General features: G+C 47.1%; 25 protein-coding genes. 17 read left to right on the top strand and 8 right to left on the bottom strand.

The annotated features are described in order from the left end of the window. Positions 1-12: 12 nt before the first annotated feature. The 11 genes from gspD to L1D21_RS13235 all read left to right on the top strand — a co-directional run bounded on the left by gspD (position 13) and on the right by L1D21_RS13235 (position 10,715). Positions 13-2,151: a type II secretion system secretin GspD gene (gene gspD, locus L1D21_RS13285; RefSeq protein WP_239845753.1), complete on the top strand. Its 2,139-nt coding sequence runs from the start codon at positions 13-15 to the stop codon at positions 2,149-2,151. Next, positions 2,144-3,715, top strand: coding sequence for a type II secretion system ATPase GspE (gene gspE, locus L1D21_RS13280; protein WP_239845752.1), 1,572 nt, complete (start codon positions 2,144-2,146; stop codon positions 3,713-3,715). The genes gspD and gspE overlap by 8 nt, the downstream gene beginning before the upstream one ends. Before the next feature lie 3 nt (positions 3,716-3,718). After that, positions 3,719-4,939, top strand: coding sequence for a type II secretion system inner membrane protein GspF (gene gspF / locus L1D21_RS13275; RefSeq protein WP_239845751.1), 1,221 nt, complete (start codon positions 3,719-3,721; stop codon positions 4,937-4,939). A 71-nt stretch (positions 4,940-5,010) separates the two neighbouring features. After that, on the top strand, positions 5,011-5,445 hold the full coding sequence (gene gspG, locus L1D21_RS13270) for a type II secretion system major pseudopilin GspG (protein WP_239845750.1): 435 nt from the start codon (positions 5,011-5,013) through the stop codon (positions 5,443-5,445). A 15-nt stretch (positions 5,446-5,460) separates the two neighbouring features. Next, positions 5,461-6,042, top strand: coding sequence for a type II secretion system minor pseudopilin GspH (gene gspH, locus L1D21_RS13265; protein WP_239845749.1), 582 nt, complete (start codon positions 5,461-5,463; stop codon positions 6,040-6,042). Between the two features lie 80 nt (positions 6,043-6,122). Further along, the gene (gene gspI, locus L1D21_RS13260) at positions 6,123-6,473 is read left to right on the top strand and encodes a type II secretion system minor pseudopilin GspI (protein WP_239845838.1); all 351 of its coding nucleotides are present in this window, start codon (positions 6,123-6,125) and stop codon (positions 6,471-6,473) included. Then, a complete protein-coding gene (gspJ, locus tag L1D21_RS13255; protein WP_239845748.1) occupies positions 6,454-7,188 on the top strand; it encodes a type II secretion system minor pseudopilin GspJ in 735 nt (244 codons plus the stop codon). The genes gspI and gspJ overlap by 20 nt, the downstream gene beginning before the upstream one ends. Further along, the gene (gene gspK, locus L1D21_RS13250) at positions 7,181-8,179 is read left to right on the top strand and encodes a type II secretion system minor pseudopilin GspK (RefSeq protein ID WP_239845747.1); all 999 of its coding nucleotides are present in this window, start codon (positions 7,181-7,183) and stop codon (positions 8,177-8,179) included. Before gspJ ends, gspK begins: the two co-directional genes overlap by 8 nt. Before the next feature lie 84 nt (positions 8,180-8,263). Next, positions 8,264-9,454, top strand: coding sequence for a type II secretion system protein GspL (gspL, locus tag L1D21_RS13245; RefSeq protein ID WP_239845746.1), 1,191 nt, complete (start codon positions 8,264-8,266; stop codon positions 9,452-9,454). Position 9,455: 1 nt separating this feature from the next. Continuing rightward, the gene (locus tag L1D21_RS13240) at positions 9,456-9,932 is read left to right on the top strand and encodes a type II secretion system protein M (protein ID WP_239845745.1); all 477 of its coding nucleotides are present in this window, start codon (positions 9,456-9,458) and stop codon (positions 9,930-9,932) included. Between the two features lie 21 nt (positions 9,933-9,953). Beyond that, positions 9,954-10,715 (top strand): type II secretion system protein N, encoded by a 762-nt coding sequence (locus L1D21_RS13235; RefSeq protein WP_239845744.1) that lies wholly within the window; start codon positions 9,954-9,956, stop codon positions 10,713-10,715. A gap of 93 nt (positions 10,716-10,808) precedes the next feature. On the opposite strand, the gene L1D21_RS13230 is transcribed toward L1D21_RS13235, so the two are convergent. After that, complete coding sequence (locus tag L1D21_RS13230; RefSeq protein ID WP_239845743.1) at positions 10,809-11,090, bottom strand: DUF1145 domain-containing protein; 282 nt, start codon at positions 11,088-11,090, stop codon at positions 10,809-10,811. Between the two features lie 15 nt (positions 11,091-11,105). Next, the gene (gene rsmD, locus L1D21_RS13225; protein WP_239845742.1) at positions 11,106-11,687 is read right to left on the bottom strand and encodes a 16S rRNA (guanine(966)-N(2))-methyltransferase RsmD; all 582 of its coding nucleotides are present in this window, start codon (positions 11,685-11,687) and stop codon (positions 11,106-11,108) included. Between the two features lie 248 nt (positions 11,688-11,935). On the opposite strand from rsmD, the gene ftsY reads away from it, so the two are divergent. The 4 genes from ftsY to rpoH all read left to right on the top strand — a co-directional run bounded on the left by ftsY (position 11,936) and on the right by rpoH (position 16,313). Beyond that, the gene (gene ftsY / locus L1D21_RS13220) at positions 11,936-13,477 is read left to right on the top strand and encodes a signal recognition particle-docking protein FtsY (protein WP_239845741.1); all 1,542 of its coding nucleotides are present in this window, start codon (positions 11,936-11,938) and stop codon (positions 13,475-13,477) included. Between the two features lie 83 nt (positions 13,478-13,560). Continuing rightward, entirely contained in the window at positions 13,561-14,250 is a 690-nt protein-coding gene (gene ftsE, locus L1D21_RS13215) for a cell division ATP-binding protein FtsE (RefSeq protein ID WP_239845740.1), read from the top strand. 14 nt (positions 14,251-14,264) lie between these two features. Next, on the top strand, positions 14,265-15,230 hold the full coding sequence (gene ftsX, locus L1D21_RS13210; RefSeq protein WP_239845739.1) for a permease-like cell division protein FtsX: 966 nt from the start codon (positions 14,265-14,267) through the stop codon (positions 15,228-15,230). A 225-nt stretch (positions 15,231-15,455) separates the two neighbouring features. Next, positions 15,456-16,313, top strand: coding sequence for an RNA polymerase sigma factor RpoH (gene rpoH / locus L1D21_RS13205; protein ID WP_239845738.1), 858 nt, complete (start codon positions 15,456-15,458; stop codon positions 16,311-16,313). Between the two features lie 90 nt (positions 16,314-16,403). Here rpoH and menE read toward each other — a convergent pair whose 3' ends face one another. Genes menE through menD form a run of 4 tightly spaced genes read right to left on the bottom strand, consistent with a single transcriptional unit; the run spans position 16,404 to position 21,358 of the window. After that, entirely contained in the window at positions 16,404-17,819 is a 1,416-nt protein-coding gene (gene menE, locus L1D21_RS13200; RefSeq protein WP_239845737.1) for an o-succinylbenzoate--CoA ligase, read from the bottom strand. 7 nt (positions 17,820-17,826) lie between these two features. After that, positions 17,827-18,858, bottom strand: coding sequence for an o-succinylbenzoate synthase (gene menC, locus L1D21_RS13195; RefSeq protein ID WP_239845736.1), 1,032 nt, complete (start codon positions 18,856-18,858; stop codon positions 17,827-17,829). Continuing rightward, on the bottom strand, positions 18,855-19,655 hold the full coding sequence (gene menH / locus L1D21_RS13190) for a 2-succinyl-6-hydroxy-2,4-cyclohexadiene-1-carboxylate synthase (protein WP_239845735.1): 801 nt from the start codon (positions 19,653-19,655) through the stop codon (positions 18,855-18,857). Before menH ends, menC begins: the two co-directional genes overlap by 4 nt. Next, positions 19,655-21,358 (bottom strand): 2-succinyl-5-enolpyruvyl-6-hydroxy-3-cyclohexene-1-carboxylic-acid synthase, encoded by a 1,704-nt coding sequence (gene menD, locus L1D21_RS13185; RefSeq protein ID WP_239845734.1) that lies wholly within the window; start codon positions 21,356-21,358, stop codon positions 19,655-19,657. Before menD ends, menH begins: the two co-directional genes overlap by 1 nt. A 239-nt stretch (positions 21,359-21,597) precedes the next feature. Between menD and yjeH the strand changes: the two genes are divergently transcribed. After that, a complete protein-coding gene (gene yjeH / locus L1D21_RS13180; RefSeq protein ID WP_239845733.1) occupies positions 21,598-22,866 on the top strand; it encodes an L-methionine/branched-chain amino acid transporter in 1,269 nt (422 codons plus the stop codon). Positions 22,867-22,875: 9 nt separating this feature from the next. Here the strand turns inward: yjeH and L1D21_RS13175 are convergent, their stop codons facing one another. Continuing rightward, a complete protein-coding gene (locus L1D21_RS13175) occupies positions 22,876-23,322 on the bottom strand; it encodes a TerB family tellurite resistance protein (RefSeq protein ID WP_239845732.1) in 447 nt (148 codons plus the stop codon). A 93-nt stretch (positions 23,323-23,415) separates the two neighbouring features. Further along, on the bottom strand, positions 23,416-23,949 hold the full coding sequence (locus tag L1D21_RS13170; RefSeq protein ID WP_239845731.1) for a DUF2780 domain-containing protein: 534 nt from the start codon (positions 23,947-23,949) through the stop codon (positions 23,416-23,418). Between the two features lie 164 nt (positions 23,950-24,113). On the opposite strand from L1D21_RS13170, the gene L1D21_RS13165 reads away from it, so the two are divergent. Continuing rightward, entirely contained in the window at positions 24,114-24,827 is a 714-nt protein-coding gene (locus L1D21_RS13165; protein ID WP_239845730.1) for a hypothetical protein, read from the top strand. The last annotated feature ends 28 nt before the right edge of the window (positions 24,828-24,855 follow it).

The following is a 24,855-nucleotide window of genomic DNA, read 5'->3' as shown; positions in this document are numbered from 1 at the left end:
GGAAGTTATTAAATGAACAAACAGAAAGTTCGCCGCAATCTTATCGCGGGAGTTGTTATCGGCGCATCATTGCTAGCGCCATCGCTCGCGTGGGCAGAGCAGTATGCGGCTAATTTTAGAGGCACAGATATTCAAGAATTTATCAATATCGTTGGTAAAAACTTGAACCGTACTATCATCGTCGATCCTACCGTGCGCGGCAAAATCAACGTGCGCAGTTACGATCTGCTAACCGATGAACAATATTATCAATTTTTCCTAAACGTATTGCAGGTGTATGGTTATGCCGTCGTTGAGATGGATAACAATATTATCAAGGTGATTAAGGATAAGGATGCCAAAACCTCGGCCATCCGTGTTGCCGATGATAATAGTCCTGGCCTTGGCGATGAGATGGTCACCCGTATTGTTGCGCTATATAACACAGAGGCTAAACAGCTTGCGCCACTTCTTCGTCAGCTAAACGATAATGCCGGCGGCGGTAACGTGGTCAACTACGACCCTTCAAATGTATTGATGATTTCAGGCCGCGCGGCAGTGGTTAACAAGTTGGTTGAAATTGTTCGCCGCGTCGATAAGCAAGGTGATACCGAAGTTCAAGTGGTGCCTTTGCAGTATGCTTCTGCTGGTGAAATTGTCCGTATTATCGAAACTCTTTATCGTGCATCGGCAAACCAAGCACAAATGCCCGGTCAGGCACCTAAAGTGGTGGCTGATGAGCGTACCAACGCCGTGGTGGTGAGTGGTGATGAGAAGAGCCGTCAACGTGTTGTCGCCTTGATTAAAACGTTAGATGCCGAGCAGGCGTCGACGGGCAATACCAAAGTACGTTACTTACGTTATGCCAAAGCTGAAGAGCTGGTTGAGGTGTTAACCGGCTTTGCTGAAAAACTCGATAGTGATCAACAAGCTGCATCTGGAGGTCAATCTCAAGGCGGCCGTAGTCAACGTCGAAGCGGCATCAACATCATGGCTCATGCGGATACCAATGCCTTGGTGATCAGCGCTGAACCGGATCAAATGCGTACCATAGAAAGTGTGATTAATCAGCTCGATGTGCGTCGTGCACAAGTATTAGTGGAAGCCATTATTGTTGAAGTGGCCGAAGGTGATGATGTTGGTTTTGGTGTGCAGTGGGCAACCAAAGCTGGCGGTGGTACTCAGTTTAATAACTTAGGCCCAACCATTGGTGAAGTGGGAGCCGGTATTTGGCAGGCTCAATCTGAGGACGCGAATACCGTAACCACTATCGACAGTAATGGTAATCCTGTGACCACCACTAACCCTGAAGTGCGTGGCGATATTACTTTGCTGGCTCAAGCCTTAGGTAAAGTGAATGGCATGGCATGGGGCGTCGCAATGGGCGATTTCGGTGCGCTGATCCAAGCGGTGTCGAGTGATACTAAATCCAACGTGCTGGCAACGCCTTCAATTACTACCCTAGATAACCAAGAAGCTTCGTTTATTGTTGGTGATGAAGTGCCAATCTTAACCGGCAGCCAAAACTCCAGTAATGGCAACAGCAATCCATTCCAGACCGTTGAGCGTAAAGAGGTTGGGGTTAAGCTGAAAGTGGTACCACAGATAAACGAAGGCTCTTCAGTTAAACTGACTATCGAGCAAGAAGTTTCCGGTATTAATGGTAAAACCGGTGTCGATGTGACCTTTGCGACTCGTCGTTTAACCACGACTGTGATGGCAGATTCAGGTCAGATTGTAGTGTTAGGTGGTTTGATTAATGAAGAAGTTCAGGAAAGTGTGCAAAAGGTACCTTTCTTAGGTGATATTCCTATTATCGGTCATCTATTTAAGTCTTCTTCGAGCGGTAAGAAAAAGAAAAACCTGATGGTATTTATTAAGCCGACCATTATTCGTGACGGTATCACCATGGAAGGCATTGCGGGTCGCAAGTATAACTATTTCCGAGCGCTGCAACTTGAACAGCAAGAGCGTGGGGTTAACTTGATGCCAAACACTGATGTTCCCGTGTTGGAAGAGTGGAATCAAGCTGAGCAGTTACCGCCTGAGGTCAATGAAGTATTACAGCGTTATAAAGATCGCCAAGGGCTAGCTACACCGATGCGCGAGTCTGACTCGACGCTGAAAACGATTTCTGACAACAAAACCCAAGATGAAAAAACCGATGAGTGAGCAACAAGCCGCGCAAAGCGATGAGTTAGCCCAAGTATCGAGTGAGCTGGGGTTAGCACAAGAAACCGAATCGGACGAAGTATTTCACTCAAGCAGTCGTGAGCGTTTGCCTTTTGCCTTCGCCCATCGCTTTCAACTGGTGTTAGAGAAAAGTGAGCAGGGTCAATTGACCCTGTTTCATACAGAGACTACGCCGATTGAAGCCATGCTTGAGGTCAGACGTTACACAGGGCAACAACTGGCCTTAGCCGTGCTTGCGCCTACGGTGTTTGAAGCTAAATTGACGCAGGTTTATCAGGCAAACTCTTCAGAAGCGCAGCAGCTGATGCAAGACATTGGTAATGAAATGGACTTGTTTACCCTTGCCGAAGAACTGCCGCAAACGGAAGATCTGCTTGAAGGTGACGATGATGCGCCAATCATTAAGTTGATTAACGCGCTATTGTCTGAAGCTATCAAAGAAGAAGCCTCTGATATTCATATCGAAACTTACGAGAAGCAGCTGGTAGTGCGTTTTCGCGTCGACGGCGTGCTGAAAGAGGTATTAAAGCCTAACCGTAAGTTATCGTCTTTGTTGGTATCGCGTATCAAGGTCATGGCACGTCTGGATATCGCCGAAAAGCGTGTGCCTCAAGATGGTCGTATCTCGCTTCGGATCGCCGGTCGCGCTGTGGATGTGCGTGTATCAACCATGCCATCGAGCCATGGCGAGCGCGTGGTATTGCGTCTGTTAGATAAAAATGCCGGTAATTTGGATCTACAACAACTGGGTATGACGGAAATGATCCGTCACCAGTTTGATGAGCTGATCCGCAAACCGCACGGTATTATTTTGGTGACCGGTCCAACAGGCTCGGGTAAGAGTACCACGCTATATGCGGGCTTAACCGAGATTAACTCGGTCGATACTAATATTCTGACCGTCGAAGATCCAATCGAGTATGAACTGGCTGGAATCGGTCAGACGCAAGTTAACACAAAAGTGGATATGACCTTTGCCCGTGGTTTAAGAGCTATTTTGCGTCAAGATCCAGATGTGGTGATGATTGGTGAGATCCGCGACTTGGAAACCGCGCAAATTGCGGTGCAGGCATCGTTAACGGGTCACTTGGTTATTTCGACTTTGCATACCAATACGGCGTCTGGCGCGATTACTCGTTTGCAAGATATGGGGGTAGAACCTTTCCTTGTGTCTTCGAGTTTGTTGGGTGTGTTAGCCCAGCGTCTTATCCGTACCTTGTGTAAAGAGTGTAAGACTGAGCATGTGCCGGATCAGCGTGAGCGAGAACTGCTGGGCATTAGTGCCGATGATCCTCGCAGTATTTATCGTGCCAACGGTTGTCCTGCCTGTGGGCATAATGGCTATCGTGGTCGTACCGGTATTCATGAACTCTTGCTGGTGGACGATAATATCCGCGAACTGATCCATACCGGACGCGGTGAACTGGCCATCGAGAAACATATTCGTAAGTCTGTGCCGAGTATCCGTCATGACGGGATGAGTAAAGTGCTTGCTGGGGTCACTACCCTTGAAGAAGTGCTGCGCGTCACTCGCGAGGAGTAAACGATGCCAGCATATGAGTACAAGGCGCTAGATGCCAAGGGCAAACAGCAGAAAGGGGTTGTGGAAGCAGATACTGCACGCCATGCCCGTGGTCAGCTACGTGAACAGCGTTTGATGCCGCTTGAGATCACTGCGGTCGTTGAGAAAGAGTCAAAAGCTAGCCGTGGTGGTTTGAGCTTTAAGCGCGGTATCTCGGTTGCCGAATTGGCGATGATCACTCGTCAAATTGCGACCTTGGTGGCGTCGGGTCTCCCCATCGAAGAATCACTAAAAGCCGTGGGTCAGCAGTGTGAAAAAGATCGTCTTGCCAGTATGGTCATGGCGGTTCGCTCTCGGGTAGTCGAAGGTTACAGCTTGGCCGATTCCATGGCTGAATTCCCGCATATTTTTGACGATCTCTATCGTGCCATGGTGGCATCGGGGGAGAAATCGGGTCACCTCGAAGTGGTACTGAATCGACTCGCCGATTACACCGAGCGTCGTCAACAGCTTAAGAGCAAGATGACTCAGGCAATGATCTACCCCATAGTGCTAACTGTGGTGGCGATCAGTGTGATTGCTATTTTACTAGCGGCGGTGGTACCGCAAGTGGTGGGTCAGTTCGAACATATGGGGCAACAATTGCCTTGGACCACACAACTGCTTATCGCATCATCAGACTTTATTCGTGATTATGGTGTGATCGTATTGCTGGTATTGGTTGGGGCGTTTGTCGGCTTCAAGCAATTTCTTAAAAAAAGTGCCAATCGGATGTGGTTCGACACTTTACTGTTAAAAATGCCGGTGATTGGTCGCGTTAGTAAAGGGCTTAATACGGCGCGATTTGCGCGAACATTAAGTATTTTGACTGCCAGTTCAGTACCGCTTCTCGATGCGATGCGGATTGCCAGTGAAGTATTAATGAATGCGCGGGTAAGGGTTGCGGTTGAAGATGCTACTGCTCGTGTGCGAGAGGGCACAAGTTTAGGGGCTGCTTTGGCCAATACTAAACTTTTTCCACCTATGATGCTCTATATGATCACCTCAGGTGAAAAAAGTGGTCAACTTGAGCAAATGCTTGAACGGGCAGCGGATAACCAAGATCGTGAGTTTGAATCAAACGTCAATATCGCCCTTGGGGTATTCGAGCCGTTACTGGTGGTCAGTATGGCTGCCGTGGTGTTGTTTATCGTTCTAGCGATTTTGCAACCCATCTTAGAACTGAATAACATGATTAGTGGTTGATGCCATTAGGCATCACCATGGTATTAGCGTACTAACGATTAAGCGTTAGGCACTTAAAAGAGGATGTAGTAATGCAAGCAAGAAACAAGCAAAAAGGTTTTACCCTATTAGAAGTGATGGTGGTTATCGTAATTTTAGGGATCCTTGCTTCTTTGGTTGTACCTAACTTGATGGGTAATAAAGACAAGGCTGATATGCAAAAAGCGGTATCTGATATCGTGGCATTAGAAAATGCTTTGGATATGTACCGCCTAGATAACAGTATTTATCCAACTACGGATCAGGGCCTTGAAGCGTTAGTGCAAAAACCAACGGTTTCACCAGAGCCACGTAACTATCGTAGCGATGGTTATGTGAAACGTCTGCCACAAGATCCTTGGAGAAATAACTACCTGCTATTGAGCCCAGGCGAACAAGGTAAGATCGATATTTTCAGTGCCGGTCCAGATGGTCAACCAGGTACCGAAGATGATATCGGTAACTGGAATTTACAAGACTTTCAGTAAGCCGAGATTGACTTAATGCGAGTGTCGCGCCAATCAGGTTTTACCCTGATGGAAGTGTTGTTAGTGGTGTTGATCATGGGATTAACGGCTGCGGCAGTGACATACACGACAGGTGGTGCTGACAAACAACAGACGCTGGAACGTGTGGCACGACAGTTTATGGTTTCAACTGAGTTAGTACTTGATGAAACCGTACTCAGTGGCCAGTTTATTGGTATCGTAATCGATAAAACTAAATATAAGTTTGTCTATTACGACCAAGGTAAATGGCAGCCATTAGAACACGATAGGTTACTGGCTGAGCGCGAAATGGAGTATGGGGTTGAGATGCACTTAGTGCTAGATGGTTTACCCCTAGTTCAGGAAGATGAAGAGGACAATGAGTCGTGGTTCGATGAACCTCTTATTGAGCAGAGTGAAGAAGATAAAAAGAAGTTTCCTGTGCCGCAAGTCTTGTTATTCCCTAGCGGTGAAATGAGCTCATTTGAGCTGACTTTTGTCAGTAAAGATGAGATGGGCAACGACATAGAAGCATTGGTTGTAGGTGATGCTTTAGGCCGTTTAACTCTGGGGAGAGACGATGGATTTAATGATTAATCGATTGTATGTAAATGGCTTAAGTCTCTCTATTGCTATCTCTCGCTGGGAGTCTTGTGGTGCATCGTAAGCAGTACGGCATGACTTTACTTGAAGTGATTGTTGCCTTAGCCGTGTTTTCTATTGCGGCGGTATCAATCACTAAGAGCTTGGGCGATCAGATAGCCAACCTACCCATTTTAGAAGAGCGTACTTTTGCTCAATGGGTGGCTAGTAATCAGATGGTTGATGCTCGACTGGAGAAAGCATTTCCGGAATTAGGAAAGAAAGAAGGACGAGTCGAACTGGCGGGAAAAGAGTGGTATTGGCGTAAAGAAGTGGTGAAAACCACAGATGACACCTTCCGCATGATCCGAATCAGTGTCAGTGACGATTCTCGTTATGAGCGAATTATTGCTCAGGTAAGTAGTTATGTGTTCAAGGAAAGTTAAATCCTTACAGGGTTTTACCCTGTTAGAAATGCTGATAGCTATCGCCATTTTCGCCATGTTGGGTTTAGCGGCCAATGCCGTACTGCATACCGTGATGAAAAATGATATCGCTACCGAAGAGTTTGCTAATAAACTGAAATCATTACAGCAAGGCTTCGGCGCATTAGAGCGAGATTTTGGCCAAATGGTGGCGCGTACACCAAGGTTACTCGAAGGTGGTCGCGGCAGTACGGTATTACAAACTGGTTCAGATCTGTTTGATTCAGAGTCTGAAGCCATAGTGTTTTACCGTATAGGTTGGTTAAATCCCGATGGGGTTTTACCCCGAGGCAGTTTGCAGTCGGTGGCCTATGTTGTACAAAACCATAATTTAGAGCGTTGGCATTTTCCTTATCCCGAGCCTGAATTTGGTGCTGAGCCGATTAAGACCATAGTGATTAAAGATGTGTTGTCGGTGGAATATTCGTTTTTTGTCAACGATAGTTGGCAACGTAAGATAGATGCAACTGAACTACCCAAGGCGATAGCGATGGAGATTGAAGTCGAAGATCTGGGTAGGGTTCAGCGTAAGTTTTTATTACCTTTAGGTGCGCAGCTCGTTCCAAGTGATGATGAAGAGCAGCAAGGTGATGACACTGAGTCGGAAGACGATACCGACACTAATGGCGATGGCACCGAGACTGAAGAAGAGGAAACGGGAGAGAACAATGGTTAATCTCCCGAGAAAACAGCGTGGAGTCGCGCTAATTGTCGTACTGTTGATTGTGGCGATGATTGCCATTATTGCCACTAATATCAATGGCCGTAATCAGATTTCGGTGCGTCGTACTATTAATATGGCGCAGTATGATCAGGCTTATTGGTATGCGCTGTCTGCCGAAGAGCTGGCGAAGAAAGTATTAGAGCAAGATTTAAAAGATGCTGACGATGGCAAGATCCATCTACAACAATATTGGGCTCAGGCCAATGTGGTGTTTCCTACAGAATTGGGTGAAATTGCAGGTAAGATCAGCGATATGCAGTCTTGTTTTAATATCAATGCGCTGTCGATGAAAACCACAGAAGTGGAAAATGGTCAGCCAAAGCTGCCTTTGCCTGCCACACAATTTAAAGGCCTGTTAGTGGCCTTGGGGATGGATGACTTTTCCGCCGAGCGGCTGACCCATACCCTAAAAGATTATATTGATGAAGATAGCGTGGCGAGTACGTATGGCGCCGAAGATGCGGATTATGAGTCTCGAAGTGTGCCATACCGAGCGGCAAATACCCTGATGAATCACCGTAGTGAGTTACGTGCGGTGTTAGGGTTTAGTCAGGATATTTATCAAAAGATAGCGCCTTATGTGTGTGCGATACCGGGTTATGACCGACAGGTATTGAATGTTAATACGCTAGAGGTTGAACATGCCGCACTGCTGGCCGGAATGTTTGATAATAAGATCAGCGTTGGTGAAGCCGAGAACATTATTAATCAGAGGCCTGCAGATGGTTATGACTCAATTGATGATTTTTGGGCTAATAACTCGATCACGGGGCTTAAAAGTGAAAAAAACTTAGCCTCAAGTTTTAGCCTTAAGAGTAGTTATTTTTTACTCGAGGCGGGCGCCAAAGTGGATAGCGCAACGTTTCGTTTAGAAAGCGTGTTGCGTGTAGCGGGTAAAACCAAATTAGAAGTCTTGACGCGCCAATATGGCGGGCAGAAATAATCAGCCTAGTCAGAGAGAATGACAGGCTAAGTAGAATAAACAAGTTGCTCGAGCCAGACTTGATAAGACTTGTGGAGAAAGACATTGAGTGAACGATTATTTATCCGTTTAGGAAGAAGCATAGATCAAAGCTGTTCGTGGCTGGTTTGGTCTGAGCAAGAGCAAGAGATCATCGCCTCGGGTGAACTCGCGGATGCTAACGCTTTGTCGACACTGACTGAGCGTGCGGGTAACCGTCCGGTTGATATCTTAGTGCCGGCATCGGCGATTACGCTGACCTCGGTTGCGTTACCTGAAAAGGGTCAACGTCAGGCGGTTAAAGCGCTGCCTTTTATGCTTGAAGAGAATCTTGCCGAAAATGTAGATGAACTGCATTTCGTTACCGGTCCGCGTGATGGTGAATCATTGAGTGTTGCTGTGGTAGCACATGAGCAGATGCAGAGCTGGTTAGAATGGTTAACCGAGGCTGGTATTCGCGCTCGTCAAATTGTACCTGATTGCTTGGCGCTGCCACTACAAGATTGTCAGTGGGCGGCGATGAAGTTTGGCCAGGACTATTTATTGCGTACCAGTAATGGTGCAGGTGTCAGTTTAGATGCGACTTGGTTTGCAGCGGCTTTACCTAAGTTAGCTAATGCCGAGCAATCTGAGCCTACAACGTTAGCAAGCTACAGCGAGTTGGATATCGATGGCGTTGAAGTGAAGCAGCAGCCATTAGATCTGCCTATGCTGGTGCTGGCCAAAGGCATTTTGAATGCGCCGCTGAATCTATTATCGGGTATCTATACGCCGAAGCGCGAGTATGGCAAACACCTGATGTTGTGGCGCAACAGCGCGATAGTGCTCTTAGTGGCATTGGTATTAGCCTTGGTGAATAAAGGACTTAACATTCATCAAATGAACAGTCAGAGCGAACAACTACAGCAGCAGAGTGCGGCGATTTTTAAACAGGTTGTTGGTAGCTCAAGGGTCGTTAATGTTCGCTCGCAAATGGACAGTACCTTACGTAGCCTTCAAGGCTCAGGTGGTGGTGCGGCTTTCTTCACTATGTTGGATGATTTGAAAGATGCCTTTATTAAGGTACCGGATTTAAAACCCACTAGCTTACGTTTTGAAGGTACCCGCAACGAATTACGGATGCAGATCACGGCGAAGAGTTATGCGCAAATCGAGCAGTTTACTCAGCTAATTTCAGATCGATTCGACGTGGATGCAGGTGCGATGAATAGCGGTGAAGATCAGGTTACTAGTACCTTAACCCTGAGGAGCAAGTAAGATGGACAACATTAAAACTTGGTGGAATGGGTTAATTCTGCGTGAACAACAGTTAGTTGCAGCCTGTGGTGTTATGCTGGTGGTTGGTATCTTCTATTGGGGGATCTGGACGCCGATCAGTAACACCGAGGCGGATGCAGAGCGTTCATTGCAGTCACAACAAAATACCCTCAACTACGTTAAGCAAACGGCAAATAAAATTGTTGGACTGAAACAAAGTGGCGGCGCGAAGGCATTTTCGGGGAGTTTGAGCACGGCAGCGACTCAAGGTGCAAAAAGCTTTGGTCTTGAGATCACGCGTATGCAGCCACAAGGCAATAAACTGCAAGTGTGGATGGATGAAGTTCCCTTCGACTCGTTACTAGGGTATTTAAGTGATCTGGTACAGCAAAAAGGGCTGTCGTTAGACAGTATCGACTTAGCACAATCGGACACCCCAGGTTTTGTTAAAGTACGTCGAATTCAATTATCACAGTAATTAATGGCTTAAGGTGTAGTTGTGAGTTTAGTGAAAAAAATCATTATTGGTGTCGCCGTTTATTTACTGTTTCTAATCGTATTATTTCCGGCTAGCGTGGCGGTGAGCCTAGCGCCGTTACCTAATAATATTAAGGTTTCGGGTGTTTCAGGAACACTGTGGTCGGGTAATGCCGAACTGATTGCTATCGGGCCGCGTCAGTTAGAGCGAGTGCATTGGCAGCTGAGTCCTTGGGGATTATTTCTAGGCAAAGCCAATTTGGATCTAGTGATCGGTAATCGTGCCAATGTGGTGAATGGCAAAGGCTCGGTATCCTTGTCACTTTCCAGCATCAATGTTGAGCAATTACGTTTTGATGCGCCAAGCGAGTTTATTCTTGGCTCCGCACGTTTACCCTTTAGAACTAATGTTGAAGGTCACTTTAGTTTGATTGTGCAGCAGTTCGATCAAGGTCAGCCTTGGTGTGAGCAACTCAACGGCAAGTTATTCGCGCAGCAGCTACAAGTCAACAACCAGTTTGGCCAATATCCGCTGGGCAACATCGAAGTGGGATTAAGCTGTGAAGATGGCAACATTAAAGTGGCGACCAATGAGAATATGAATGCACTTGGTTTAGACGGTAATGCATTACTGAAAGCCGATAAGCTGTTTCAAGTCAGCGCAAAAATTAAAGAGACCGATGCACAGCCGAAAGATCTTAAACAAGCATTGGGCTTCTTAGGTAAAAAAGACAGCCAAGGCTATTACCCTATTACTTACCAAGGTCAGGTGCCGGGTCTCTAGTTTGATACTCTTAACCTATTTGATTCATTGATAATAAAAAGCACCTTTAAAGGTGCTTTTTTACTGCTGGCTTATCTATCACTGCAGGCTTATCTATGCTGATTTACCGTTAGCGAGGATCTGCTGCCGATAGGCTAACAGGCTAAAAACACCAAACAGTAGCACAGATAGGTAGTCGGTTTTACGGATCGTCATTAATGATTTAAACAAGGTGTGAAATATTAATACCTGCACGCAATGCATCAATAGCGTCACCGCAAAAAGCATATTTAGCAGGATGCCAATATTGCCTTCAATTGGCATAAAGAGGTTATAAATCATCACAATCCAAGCGAATAAGGTGACGACTTTGCCGCCGAGAATAAAGATTTTCATGGTGAACCTATGGCCTTACTGCTGAGGTTGATATTGGTATAGACGGTAGATCACCTGACCGGCCTTTTTCTCTTTTAGCTGTACCCAATCGCTTGGTACCTCTATTTGAGCTAATTCGCTTTCGGTCTCTACGTAGATTTGTGCATTATCGTTGAGCCAATGTTGCTGGCTTAATAATCTGATGCTTTGCTCGGCCAGCCCTTTGCGAAATGGAGGATCGATAAAGACCACATCGAATCCTTGCTCAGGTGCCTGTGCCAATAAGGTTAAGCTATCGCCTTGTATCACATCGGCACAATCACATTTAAGAGTGACAAGATTCTGTTGCAGTTGTTTCGCGGCGCTGGTTTGCAGTTCGAAGACTTTAGCGTAACGGGCATAACGAGATAAGGCTTCTAACGCTAGAGCACCACTACCACCAAAACAGTCGAGCACTCTTGCTCCTGCCAAGTCGCCCGCCAGCCAATTAAATAGGGTTTCTCTTACTCTATCTGTCGTGGGGCGCAGACCTTCAAGATCGTGAATCGGTAAGCGTCTGGAGCGCCATTGCCCGGCAATAATTCTTACTTGCCCGCTTGCTGGACGATTTTTAGCCATCTTATACCTGTATATTGCTGGATAAATTTAGCACTAATTTGGTCTGACTTGAGAAAGTGATAGACTGTTGCGCTAAATTGAAGTGACTATTTTAACCCAAAGCATCAAAAAAGGGTGCTTCGATGTTTGATTTCGCGAAAAAATGGCTGTTTTACCTGCATATTTGAGCAGGCTATCTGGTTATAATGACGAGAACAAATTGACTTCAAGCGAACTTTAAATCAGTTAGTCGAGTACTGGTATTTCACATGGCAAAAAAAGGTTTTTTTTCTTGGTTCCGTAAAGAGGCTCCTAAACAGGATGTCGAGCAACCAGAAGTAGAAGATGCATCTCTAACTGAGCAGCCTCAGGCGGAGCAAGCCGAGCAGGCAGAACAAGAACGTCTGGCAGCGGAGCAAGCTGAGCAGGAGCGTTTGGCAGCGGAGCAAGCCGAACAAGAGCGTCTGGCTGCAGAGCAAGTAGAGCAGGAACGTTTGGCTGCAGAGCAAGCCGAGCAGGAACGTCTGGCTGCAGAGCAAGCTGAGCAAGAGCGTTTGGCAGCGGAGCAAGCTGAGCAGGAGCGTTTGGCAGCAGAGCAAGCCGAGCAAGAGCGTCTGGCAGCAGAGCAAGCCGAGCAGAAACGTCTGGCAGCAAAGCAAGCCGAACAAGAGCGTTTGGCAGCGGAGCAAGCCGAGCAGGAACGTTTGGCAGCAGAGCAAGCCGAGCAAGAGCGTTTGGCAGCAGAGCAAGCCGAGCAAGAGCGTTTGGCTGCGGAGCAAGCCGAGCAGGAACGTCTGGCTGCGGAGCAAGCCGAGCAGGAACGTCTGGCTACTGAACAAGCTGAGCAAGAGCAGCCTGAGCCACAGGCTAAGCCAACGAAGGAAGGCTTCTTTGCACGTTTGAAGCGTGGCTTAAAGCGCACCAGCGAAAATATCGGTAGCGGTTTTGTCGGTCTGTTTAAGGGCAAGAAGATCGATGATGATCTATTCGAAGAGCTAGAAGAGCAGTTATTAATTGCCGATGTTGGTGTCGAAACTACCACTAAATTGATAGGTAGTTTAACCGAGCAGGCGAGCCGTAGGCAGCTTAAAGATGGTGAAGCGCTCTATGAGCTGTTGCGTGAAGAGATGCAAAAGACCCTTGAGCCGGTCAGTATTCCATTAGTACCTGAAAATGCCGATGGCCCTTTCGTGATCTTGATGGTGGGCGTGAATGGTGTTGGTAAAACCACCACCATAGGTAAGTTAGCCAAGCAATATCAGAAGCAGGGTAAATCTGTGATGTTGGCGGCGGGTGATACCTTCCGTGCCGCGGCGGTAGAGCAATTACAAGTTTGGGGTCAGCGCAATGATATTCCTGTAGTTGCCCAACATACTGGCGCCGATAGTGCCTCGGTACTGTTTGATGCCCTGCAAGCGGCACGAGCGCGCAAAATTGATGTATTGATTGCCGATACTGCCGGTCGTCTGCAGAACAAAGCCCATTTGATGGATGAATTGAAGAAAGTCGTTCGGGTGATGAAAAAACAGGATGAGACCGCGCCTCATGAGGTCATGTTGACCTTAGATGCAAGCACTGGCCAAAACGCTGTCAGCCAAGCTCAACTATTCAAAGAGGCGGTAGGCGTTACCGGGATCACCATTAGCAAGCTCGATGGCACAGCAAAAGGTGGCGTTATCTTTGCGATTGCTGATAAGTTTGGTATTCCTATTCGTCATATTGGCGTTGGTGAGCAGATTGATGATCTGCGTCCGTTTGAGGCCAAAGAGTTTATCGACGCACTATTTAGTCATGAAGGTGAAGAGCAGTAATCAGACTAGCAGGTCAAGCTGTTGGCCTGCATAACACTTTTCATAGGCTGGCAAACGATTCTAATAATTAAGCTAGGGCATTTATGATTCGATTTGAGCAAGTCAGTAAAATTTATCCCGGTGGCCAGAAGGCGCTGACGGACGTCAGTTTTCATCTACAACGTGGAGAAATGGCATTTCTAACCGGCCATTCTGGTGCGGGTAAGAGTACCTTGCTCAAACTGATCACTGTGATTGAACGTGCCAACGCTGGTCGAGTGTCGATCAACGGCCATGATATTGCCAATATTCGTGCTAAAGACGTGCCTTTTTTGCGCCGAGATATCGGCATGATTTTTCAAAATCACCATCTATTGATGGACCGCAGTGTGTTTGACAACATCGCCTTGCCTTTGGTTATCGAAGGTTTTTCATTGCATGAGATTAAAAAGCGTGTGCTCGCGGCACTCGATATGGTGGGTTTGTACGGTAAAGAACGTCATTATCCCATCATGTTATCTGGTGGTGAGCAGCAGCGAGTCGGCATCGCCAGAGCCATTGTGAATAAACCTCCTTTACTGTTGGCCGATGAACCAACGGGTAACTTAGATCCTAAATTGTCGATGGATATCTTGCGCCTGTTTGAAACCTTTAATGATTCGGGCACCACGGTATTGATTGCGACCCATGATTTAGGTCTTATCGCGCGAATGAAGTATCGTACGTTAACATTGAAGCAAGGTCGGGTGCTCGGTGGTAATGAGCTATCGACAGCGCCTGTATTTAGCCAATAATTGAGGAAGATACCATGAGTCAACAACCTCAATTAGTCCGCAGCAAATTACCCTTTACCGGCCGTATTGTGATGTTTTTTATTCGTCATATCCAACATGCGATGGGCAGCATGGGCGAATTATGGCGCAATCCTATTTCATCTGTGATGACCATGGCGGTATTAGGGGTGAGTTTGAGCTTGCCTGCCGCGCTACAAGTGTTAGTTAAAAATGCCGAGACCATTACCCAGTCATGGAACAACGCCGCCGAAATCTCACTGTTTATCGATAAGGATCGCAGCGAGCGTACGATACAGAGCTTGTTAACCCGTGTGAGCGCCTATCCTGAGGTCAGCGCGGTTAGTTATATCAATCGCGATCAGGCACTGGCAGAGTTTCAGAAGCTCTCAGGTTTTGGCGAGGCTTTGGATTATCTGGATGATAACCCGCTGCCAGCGGTGATTACCGTGACGCCTAGCCTTAAATATGCCAGTCCAAATGGAGCCCGGGAGCTGTTAAAGAAACTTGAGTTGGAGCCCGAAGTCAGCTTTGGCCGCTTAGATATAGAGTGGCTTGAGCGCCTGCAAGCTGTGGTTAAGCTGCTAGAGCGAACCGTGTTAGCCATCGCTTTGCTGTTGGTATTAGCCGTGGTATTAGTGATTGGCAATACCATACGCTTAGCGATTATGAATCGTCGCACCGAAATTGAAGTGATGAAGTTAGTCGGCGCTACAGAAAGCTTTATCCAGCGCCCCTTCCTGTATACCGGGATCTGGTTTGGGGTGATTGGTGGCGTGTTAGCTTGGCTGATCATCAATGTGCTGGTGTGGTATCTCGATGGGGCTTTAGCCGAGCTGTTAGGGCTCTATGGCAGCGATCTTGAGATGCAGTCACTCACCTTAGTCGAGCTTGCCGAATTGATGCTGTTAGCCTCATTTTTAGGTTGGTTAGGCTCCTATCTTTCGGTACGTCAACACCTTAGAGCCATCGAGCCTTCATAGGCTGTTTGGCGTAGGATTTATGAACTAATTGACTCCCGTGTGGTCTATAGATTGGGTGAAAAAACAGCGGTCGTAGATAGGTTGTTGACATAGCCTGTGAGATCGTTGATAGTTCATCAGCCTATCCTTGTGTAAAACTGCTATTCATTGAATAAAGTGACAAGGCAGCTCGGTCCAAGACCGTTAAGCGTTAAATTTTTTGCAAGATAAGAAGTAGGAGCGTTAATGACAAATCAAACGCAATCAATGGCACTCATGGTACCTCAAAGCAGTGGTAGCTTAGAGGCTTATATTCATTCTGCGCACAGCATTAGCATGTTGGAGCCACAGGAAGAGTATGAGCTGGCGAAGCGTCTGCAAGAGACCGGTGACATTCAGGCTGCGAAGCAGTTGATTATGTCTCATCTTCGTTTCGTAGTTCATATCGCCAAAGGTTACTCAGGATATGGCTTGCCACAGGCTGACCTTATTCAAGAGGGTAATATTGGTCTGATGAAAGCGGTAAAACGTTTTGATCCTGATGTGGGCGTGCGTCTTGTCTCATTTGCTGTTCATTGGATCAAAGCTGAAATTCATGAATATGTATTAAAGAACTGGCGTATCGTTAAAGTGGCGACCACTAAGGCGCAACGTAAGTTGTTCTTCAACCTGCGTAAGGCGAAGAAACGTCTTGGCTGGTTTAGTGATGAAGAAGTCACTATGGTTGCTGAAAATCTAGGTGTATCGAAAGCCGATGTTACCGAGATGGAATCACGTATGGCGGCACAAGATCCTGCATTTGATCTTGCCAGCGATAACGATGATGACCAAGATTATTCACCTGTGCACTACCTCGAAGATCACTCTTCAGATTTGGCGCAGCAGGTTGAAAATGACAATTTCGAATCTGACAATCAAACTCGTCTGTTAGCGGCCATCAAGACTCTTGATGAGCGTAGCCAACACATCTTACAAGCGCGTTGGTTGAACGAAGAGAAAACGACATTGCAAGATCTGGCCGCTACTTACCAAGTCTCTGCCGAGCGAATTAGGCAGCTTGAAAAGAACGCTATGAACAAGCTTAAAGGGCGGATGGAAGTCTAACCCAGCTGACGCTCAATAAAATAAAAACCTGCTTTGTAGCAGGTTTTTTTATGGCTGAATTATAGGAACAGCAGCTGCTAGCGATGAATATCAATAGGGATTGAGTACGGCGGCAATCACCTGTTGCCGCGCCACTTTAAGGCTAGTGGATTGCACCTCAGGCCAGGGATAATAATATCTTGGCCGTTTAAAGCGAGCGATATACTGACAGACAAACTGGTCTAATTGCTGTTGATCGCTAATGGTGCCGTTGATAATTGCTGCGGGAAGATAGCCAAACTCTTGGTCTTCGATGGGAAAAACAATGGCATCGTGGATATCTGGGTGTCGCTTGAGCGCGGCTTCAACTTCTTCAGGCTGGATATTCTCACCGCCACAGATAAACATATTATCGGCGCGGCCAAGAATGATTAAATCTCCCTCATCATCCCAATCTCCTAAATCTTTGGTGGCAAACCAGCCGTCATCATCACGCATGCTATTCAGTGACTGACCGCCGTCCGCGCTGAGATAGCCCATAAACAAAGTATCACCTTTAACATAAATCTGCCGATCGATAATTTTAAGCTGACGATAGGGGAGTAACTTGCCACTACTGCCTTTGTCGCTTGCTAGGCCGGTGGTGATCTGCGAGCCCATCTCCGTCATGCCATAGCTGGTGTAGGCTTTAATCCCTAAGTGGCGAAGTTGCGCCAGCAAAGAGGATGCGATGTCCCCACCGCCAAGCAGCAAGGCTTTAATGCCAATTAGGCTGTTAGGGTCTTGCTCAAGCACCCGGGCTAATTGAGTTGCGACTAGCGATAGATGAGTCAAGGGCAAGGCTTGTAGCTGCTCTGCTAGAGAATACTCTGGTGCAGGTAGAGTCATAGCTGCCTTGGCTAACGCGCAGCGGTTTACTATGGCTAAGCCACCGATATGAAACAGCGGTAGTGACAGTAGCCAATTATCTTCTTGTTGAATCGAAATCAACTGGCTTGAGCCTTTGGCATTGGCGATATGATTGGCTAAGTTGTGCTGCGCTGCTTTAGGTTGGCCGCTGCTGCCTGAAGTCAGAATTAGGTTACAGGCACGCTGGGTATCACATGCTGTTGTAGGGCGATCAGCAATGGCGCTGAATTTGATTTCAAGGCTAGCACTGGGCAGTAGATGTTGAAATGAAGCCGATGCCCAGAAGAGATTAAAGCCGTAATCTTGAGCAAGCTGAGCAATTTGTGCTTTAGGAAAACGTGGTGATAACGGACAGAAAACCGCGCCGATATCGATACAGGCCCAATAGAGGATCACTAATGCGAGTGAGTTATTGTCGATGCAGGCGATCCGTGTTCCTTGGTTTGCTCCTGCTTGTTTGAGCTGGTCAGCACAAGCTGCAACCCTTTGCTGAAGCTGTTGATAGCTGATGCCTTGATAGCCTGTTGTTTGCCATTGGTAAAATGCAATCAGCTCTGGGGCGGCAATAGCCGCACTCGCAAGTGGAGACATCATGCTTGTCGGTATAGTTTGGCTCATTCTGGCTTTAACCTAGTTGTTTGAGAAGGGTTAACTGCTCCACTGTTAGGCATTGGGGCTTGCCGGTAGAGACTAAAAGATCACAACTGAACGCATTTAGCGTATCCAGACCGGGGATCTCATTTGGGGTACATTCAGCGCTGATGGCGGCTAGTGCTGCAATACCTAGACTGGCTTCAAGACTTGAGCTAATAACGCTTTTAACGCCATCGGCATTGGCCTGTTCTATCAATGTTTGCAAACGGTTTAGGTGACCGATCAACATAGGTTTGAGTACTAGGGCTTTGAGCCCTGGCTGCATTATAAAATCATAGCCGGGATCGTTAAGGCTTTCGTCGAGCGCATAAGCAATACCCAGCGCCTTATACAGCTGTGGATTATCTCCACTGTGGATACAAGGCTCTTCGATATAGTCGATGGCATCAAGGGGCAAGCAGGCACAAAAGTCGATGGCTTGTTGTAGGGTGAAGGCACGATTTGCATCGAGACGGAGTTTTAGGTCGGGACGTACCCCCAAAATTTGATGGATCAGTTGGATCTCATCTTCAATAGAGGTTTGACCCACTTTCACTTTTACGGTGTGAACATGCACGCTAAGGCTATCGACACGGCGTTGCAGTGTGGCCAAGTCTTCATCCTGACGGCGATAGATTAACGGCACCACTTGAGGTGTACTTCTTGGCGACGGCAGAGTGCCCGATAGCTTGGCATGTATTAGGCTGAGACCGAAAGCCAACGAGGGCAGAGCAGTCTTGTCTGCGGCATCGAGTAAAGCATCGATTTTGGCCCCCTGTAAATCAGGTAACAGGTTAATTAACGCTTGGCTGACCTCTGTGAGTGTTTCTCGGCTAAAACCATGCAGTGGATGACCGTCAATATCGACTCCCGAAAGCGGAGCGATTTCCACCTGTTGCTGCGTGGTATCTGTGTCAATTTGCAGCACTAGCCCTTCACGTTGGTCTATACGTTGATTGCCAACCGGCAGCAGTTTATCTAGCGGGATCTGGTAACGATAAAGGCTAAGGCTACGCAATATCATGAGTCTTCCTTTAACAGGCTGTTAATCAAGGTATGGCAAAAGGCGTCGGAGCATGCAAGGTGAACATTGTGTCCGGCGTCAGCAAAGTAGTGAATTGCAATGCTGGCTTGTTGCTGCCAGCGCTCGGCTAAGGCAGAAAATTTACCGTCTTGTTGACCGACAAAATAGTGCCACGGCACAGGGCTTTGATTCGGCAACTGATGCAGGTCCTGCTGCAGGGCTAATGAGGTCGGCAGATAAATCGACTGCAATCCCGTGGTGCGATTATGACGACGGCGAGTGATTAAGGCACTGCGCTTTTGCTGTGAGAGTTCGGCAAATACGCCTTGCTGGTACCAAAGAGCCAAAAAGGCTTCGATAGAGAGGCTACTCAGTTGCTGATTCCAGTGCTGATCATTAAGTTGTCGTTGCCGCTTGAGTGTCTCATCGGTGAGGCCAGGATGACAGGATTCCAGTGTGACGCTAAGGATTTTCTGCGGCATTAATTGGCTAAGATGCAGGGCGATACGGCCACCGAGGGAATAGCCTAACAGATGAAAAGTGTTTATCTGCAGTACAGCTAAGGTTTGCGCTATCTGCTGGGCGGCAAGCATAAAGCCACTAGTTTTAGCTCCACTGTCGATTACTGGCTTGAGATCTGGGCTGTCACCATGACCGGGCAGATCGAGGCAAACACAGTAAAAATGCTGGCTTAGTAGAGGCATTAAGTCTTGCCAGTCGTGCTTGTCTCCCAGAAAACCATGTAACAACACTAAGGCTGGCTTGTTAGTGTCACCAAAGCAGCTTGAGGCTAGCATTAGCTTTGTTTTATCCAAGTTGCTATTTGGGCTATCTGATTGCTGGCCTGATCTTGGGCGACGCAGACTTCGATAATGGAAGGACCATCGAAGCTAATCGCGTCACGGTAGATCTCGTTAAAACCAACAATGTCGTCACAGCGGTTGTAGGTAATACCAAACATTGCGGCGGCATAACCAAATTCAAAACCATGGGCGAGACGATAGTAGTTGCTACGCAGCTTTTCATCGGGCACGGGTAAGAGGTTAAAGATATTGCCGCCATCATTATTGAGGATCACTATCACCATTGGGCCGCTACTCTTGGCGGCAATAGCTAATGAGTTCAGATCATGCAACTGGGAAATATCACCAATCACTAAGGTGGTGGGCAGTTTCTTGTGAGCGGCAATACCGCAAGCCGTGGCGAGTAAGCCATCGATGCCAGAAGCGCCGCGATTAGTAAAAATGCTTGCCGAGTTAGCCGTAATGGGCGCAAACATATCGTACAACCTCACGGGCAAACTGTTACCTATAAACAGTTGTTGATCGGTTTGATAGGCGATTGAACGCAGCACTTGGGCTTCGCCAAATTCGCCCTGATCGATCTGTTGTTCAAATAGCAGAGCCAGTTTATCGTTTTGTTCAATTAACGCCGTTGCCCAGTTAGCTTCGGAGGAGCGAGGCCAAGGCAAGGCTGCAAAGGTGCTTAATGAGCTGAGCCAAACTTGTTTAGCCGAGTGGCTGGGGTCGAGCCGTTGCTGATGAGGTAACACTTGCCAGTAGCTTTTCCATCTCTGCTCTGCAAGAAAACTAATCAAACGTTTAGATAGCAAGCGACCACCGAAAACTAGGACTTTTTCCGCCTGACTCAGCAGTGCAATCGCCTTAGGCTGGTGCAGCAGTTGGTCGATATTATTGATCGCGCCGCCATGTTGTCTTAGTTGAGACTGGGCATCGGTTAATACGGGCCAACCAAGTTTCTGTGCCAGTTCGATAATCAGTTCTGGTTGTTCATGCGGGCTTAATGTACCGACCACTATGACGCCCTTGCCATGGACGAACCTAGCTAAAGCATCTGTGGTGGGCGCACTTTCAACATGAGCCTTGGCATATTGGCAGTATGGATGAGCAGTATGTTGCCAGTTGCCCAGTGAGCTCAAATATTCACTGAAATCACTGCTCATACAGCTAGGGTAAAGTGGTTCACGGTACATACAATTGATATGTACGGGCTGAATTTGATTACTGACAGCATCATCCAGAGTGGTGAGCAACGCTTCTGGGCGCAGATTCAGATCCGGAGTGGGGAGATTTATCTGTTTGGCGTAATTGGCAAACATGGCGGGTTGAACGATAGCTTGATTCGCGCCGCAGTCGAGCAGTTCTGGTGGTCGATCGCCAGACAGCACAATTAAGGGAACATGAGTTAACCAAGCCTCGACAATAGCCGGATATAAATTGGCGACCGCAGTGCCTGAGGTGGTGATGATAGCCACAGGCGCTTGGCTGGCTTTCGCTAATCCCAAGGCCAAAAAGCCCAGACCACGTTCATCGAAATGCAGATGCTGTTTGAGTTTACTCTGTTTGGCTGCGGCTAAGGTCAGCGGTGTGGAGCGTGAGCCCGGAGCCATACAGACATGTTGCACTCCAAGACGAGCCAGTTCCTCAAGTATCAGAGAACCCCACAACAGGTTCAGTTCGGCGGTTTTTTCGATCTGCATAAATTGCTCGGCCAACCCAATGATTTGTTTTAGTTTATCTTGAACTGAATATTAAGGGAAATGCAGATAAGAAACTGTTAATGAACGCTAGTTTAGTGGCGTATTTACCAGCAAAATAGCGGAGCTAAGTAGAAAACTAAAGATGATGCCGAGTGCTAGTCGGTTTAAGTCGCAGATTCAGTTAAGATAGCCGCTATTAATGAGCAGTACGCCTCAGGCGGATGACAAGTCGAGCAGAGATGAACCAAATTCAAGGCAGTATTGGGCGCTGGCAAGGTGCAGGATTGATGGCGACAACCCTGTTGGGCACTGGGGTGTTTATTTTGCCGCAAATGACCATCACATTGGCAGGTAGCGGTGCCTTAGTGGCTTGGATTGTGCTGACCTTAGCGATTCTCCCGGTCGCTTTGGTGTTTGGGCGTCTGGCGAGTGTATTACCCCATGCCGCAGGTCCAGCTTACTTTGTTGAAAAAGCCTTTGGTCGCACTGCGGGGCGCACCATAGGACTAATCTTTTTATTGGTGATCCCTCTTGGTGCTCCGGCGGCGATTTTGATGACCTTTCAGTTTATCAATGAACTGGTCGTGCTATCGGGCTGGATGCAAGTGTTAACCGAACTTGGGCTATTACTCTTATTATTGCTGCTCAATTTTCAGGGCATACAAGTGTCCGCCAAGCTGCAGTTTGCGTTGACGCTGGCCATTGTTTCTGTAGTGGTGCTGATGTTTGGTGCTGGTGGCGGGAATTTAGCACAGTTGGAGTTTGCCGCTGAAAATACCCCGCTTGATGTCAGCTTAATCATGGCCGCAGCGGGTATCGCGTTTTGGAGTTTTCTGGGTATCGAGGCAATGACCCATCTGGCTAATGACTTTAAAGACCCTCGCAAAGATATGTTGGCCTCGATGATGATTGGCACCGTATTGGTGGGCATGGTTTATATCGCTTGCACCTTGTTATTACTGTTTGTTCCAGCGACAGATGGTTTAGCTATGGTGGCGGCATTCGATACCTTACTCGGCGGCCATGGCGCACAAGTGATAGGCATTTTGGGTATTGCTGGTGGCTTATCTACCGTTAATGTTTATACCGCCAGTGTGGCAAGGTTGATTTGGAGTTTCAGCCGAGAAGGAGTGTTACCGCGCTACTTTGATAAACTGAACCAGCATCATGTTCCCGTTAGAGCCCTAGTGGTGGTATTGCTGTCGATGGCATTGGTTATCGTGTTGACCTATCTCTCGGGTCAGCAGTTGGAACACCTTATAGCCTGGACTAATGGGGTGTTTGTATTGATTTATCTTGCCGCCATGTTGGCCGCCGCCAAGCTGTTAGGTAAGCGTTATTGGGGATTAGTTGCTTGTGGCGTACTGTTTTGTGCCATGATGGCGGTAGGCCTTGGCTGGAGCATGTTATATGCCATTAGCCTAGTATTACTTGTCGCGCCTATGTTGGCTTGGCAGCAATATTATTTGCAAAAAAAGGCGTTATTGGCCGAAGGTGAAATGCTTTAATCGAGCCGTTTAACTAGAGATTGCGGCATTACGCATTTGGATCAGTTCACTGTGTTTGAGGTACAAGAGTTCGGCCGTACGGCGAATGATTTGGTCTTCATAGCGGCAGAGTTGACCATCGGCATAAGCCAGTTTCCACATAGCTAATATCAGCTGTTGTTTTTGTTCAACATTAAACTGTGCGTTGATCTCATTAGTGAATTCATACAGAGAGGTGGATTGCCTCTGGGCGTTTTTCGCCTCTTCGATTAAGGCTGACGCCTCATTTGCATCGATATTCAGTTCAGAGGTGATCACGCTCGGCAATAGTTGGGCTTCAGCATCATCTAAGGTTTCATCGGCATAAACGACTTCGATAAGCAGACTTATTGCGGCGAGGTGCAGTTGCCTTTCTTGTTCTTCAGGTGAGATGGTTTGAGTCTGAGAGGTCAAAAATTGTTTTAATTGTGCCAGCATAGCTCATCCTTATTTGTCATTATTGATAATAGTTAGAGCCAGCTGGCTAACAAGAGTTCACCTAGTTTAAATGAACTCTTGTTCATCAATCGCTTACATTATTGCGCCAAGCCCTTGCATCAACAGGTCTGTGGTGCCGTCACCAGCATGAGTATCTAAATAACCTTTGACTATATCTACCATAGGTTGGGCTAGTTCTTTTGAGATGCCAAGCTTTTCAAAAGAATCGTATACCTGAGCGCCACCTTGAAGTGATGAGCCTAAGTCACCGGCCTTAGATAATAGCCCTGACATACCAGAACTCGAATCAGTCGCCGGAGCCGCACTCAATAAGCTGTCCATACCAGGAACCGCGTCGGCGATAGGGGCAAAGCTGTCATTGCCTAACGTCGATTTTGCCAGGGTAAACAGGCTGCCTAATCCACCTTCGGCTTGGGTTTCATTTAATCCTAATTGTGACATCACAGAACTCACCAAGTCGCTGCTTTGGTTGTCTGAAGCTGTAGCTGTTGCCTTGGTTTCTGTGGTGGTTTTATCTGTGATTGCGTCGAGCCAGCCTGCAGAAGCGGGAGCGATATTGAGCAATAATGTTGCCAATACAGCAGGAATAACAGTGGATAATTTCATCTTGTTCCATCCTATGGTTAATTTGTCCAAATCTAACGCCTATATTAGCGTAAGTCGTACAAGATTTTGTATCTATTTTTAGACATCAGTTGTGCATTGAAATTGAAATTTCGGTATCCTGTCTGACTTACTGGTTGGTTTATAATTATCTAATGGAAAGACCTATGTCATTATCTGCGATTTTGACCGAAGCATATAACTTCTTTCGCAATCATATTAGTCAGTTAGCTATTTTGACTGTACCGCTTTTGTTTATTCAAGTTGGTATTCAGTTGTGGCTTGGGATGGAGATCCGTAACGCCGATCTCGAAAACCCGCAATTTGGCGCCTCACACATGGTCGCCATGATGGCATTACTATTGGTGTTTTCGCTGTTGATCGCGGCCTTAACACTGTTTATGGAAGTTCGCTCTCATGGGCACGAGCCTTCAACAGGCATGCTATTAAAAACCAGCCTAAATTTTGTTCCTGGCTTATTACTGGCTGGTGTATTTTCGGGAATGGCGATCATCGCGCCAACCATGATATTAGGTACCTTAGGGCCGCTATTATTGGTCGGAATGGCTATCAGTATCTATCTGTTTTCTCGCTTGGCCTACGTTAACTTTATGGTGGTAGTTGAGCGCCTAACACCGCTTCAGGCGATTAAAGGTAGCTTTACATTCAGTCGTCCTATCGCCTTTAAAACCTTGATGGTGCTACTACTCTATATTCCATTGTCTTTGGTGGGCGGTAGCTTATCTGCGTTAGCACAGAATGTTGGCTTGCCAGTTGTGCTGATTGTAGAGGTGTTAGTGGCGTTCTTTGGCTTGTTTATTAATGTCGCTTTATTTCGTCTTTATATGGTCACTCGTTCAAAAGTTGAAGAGCGCGCATAAGCTAAGTTGTTGTTAATTGGTTTCTAAG

It is taken from the genome of Shewanella sp. Isolate11 (genome assembly GCF_022398315.1).
Lineage (GTDB): Bacteria > Pseudomonadota > Gammaproteobacteria > Enterobacterales > Shewanellaceae > Shewanella.
The sequence above is the reverse complement of the archived record's forward strand: the minus strand, read 5'-3'. Positions and strand labels throughout refer to the sequence as shown.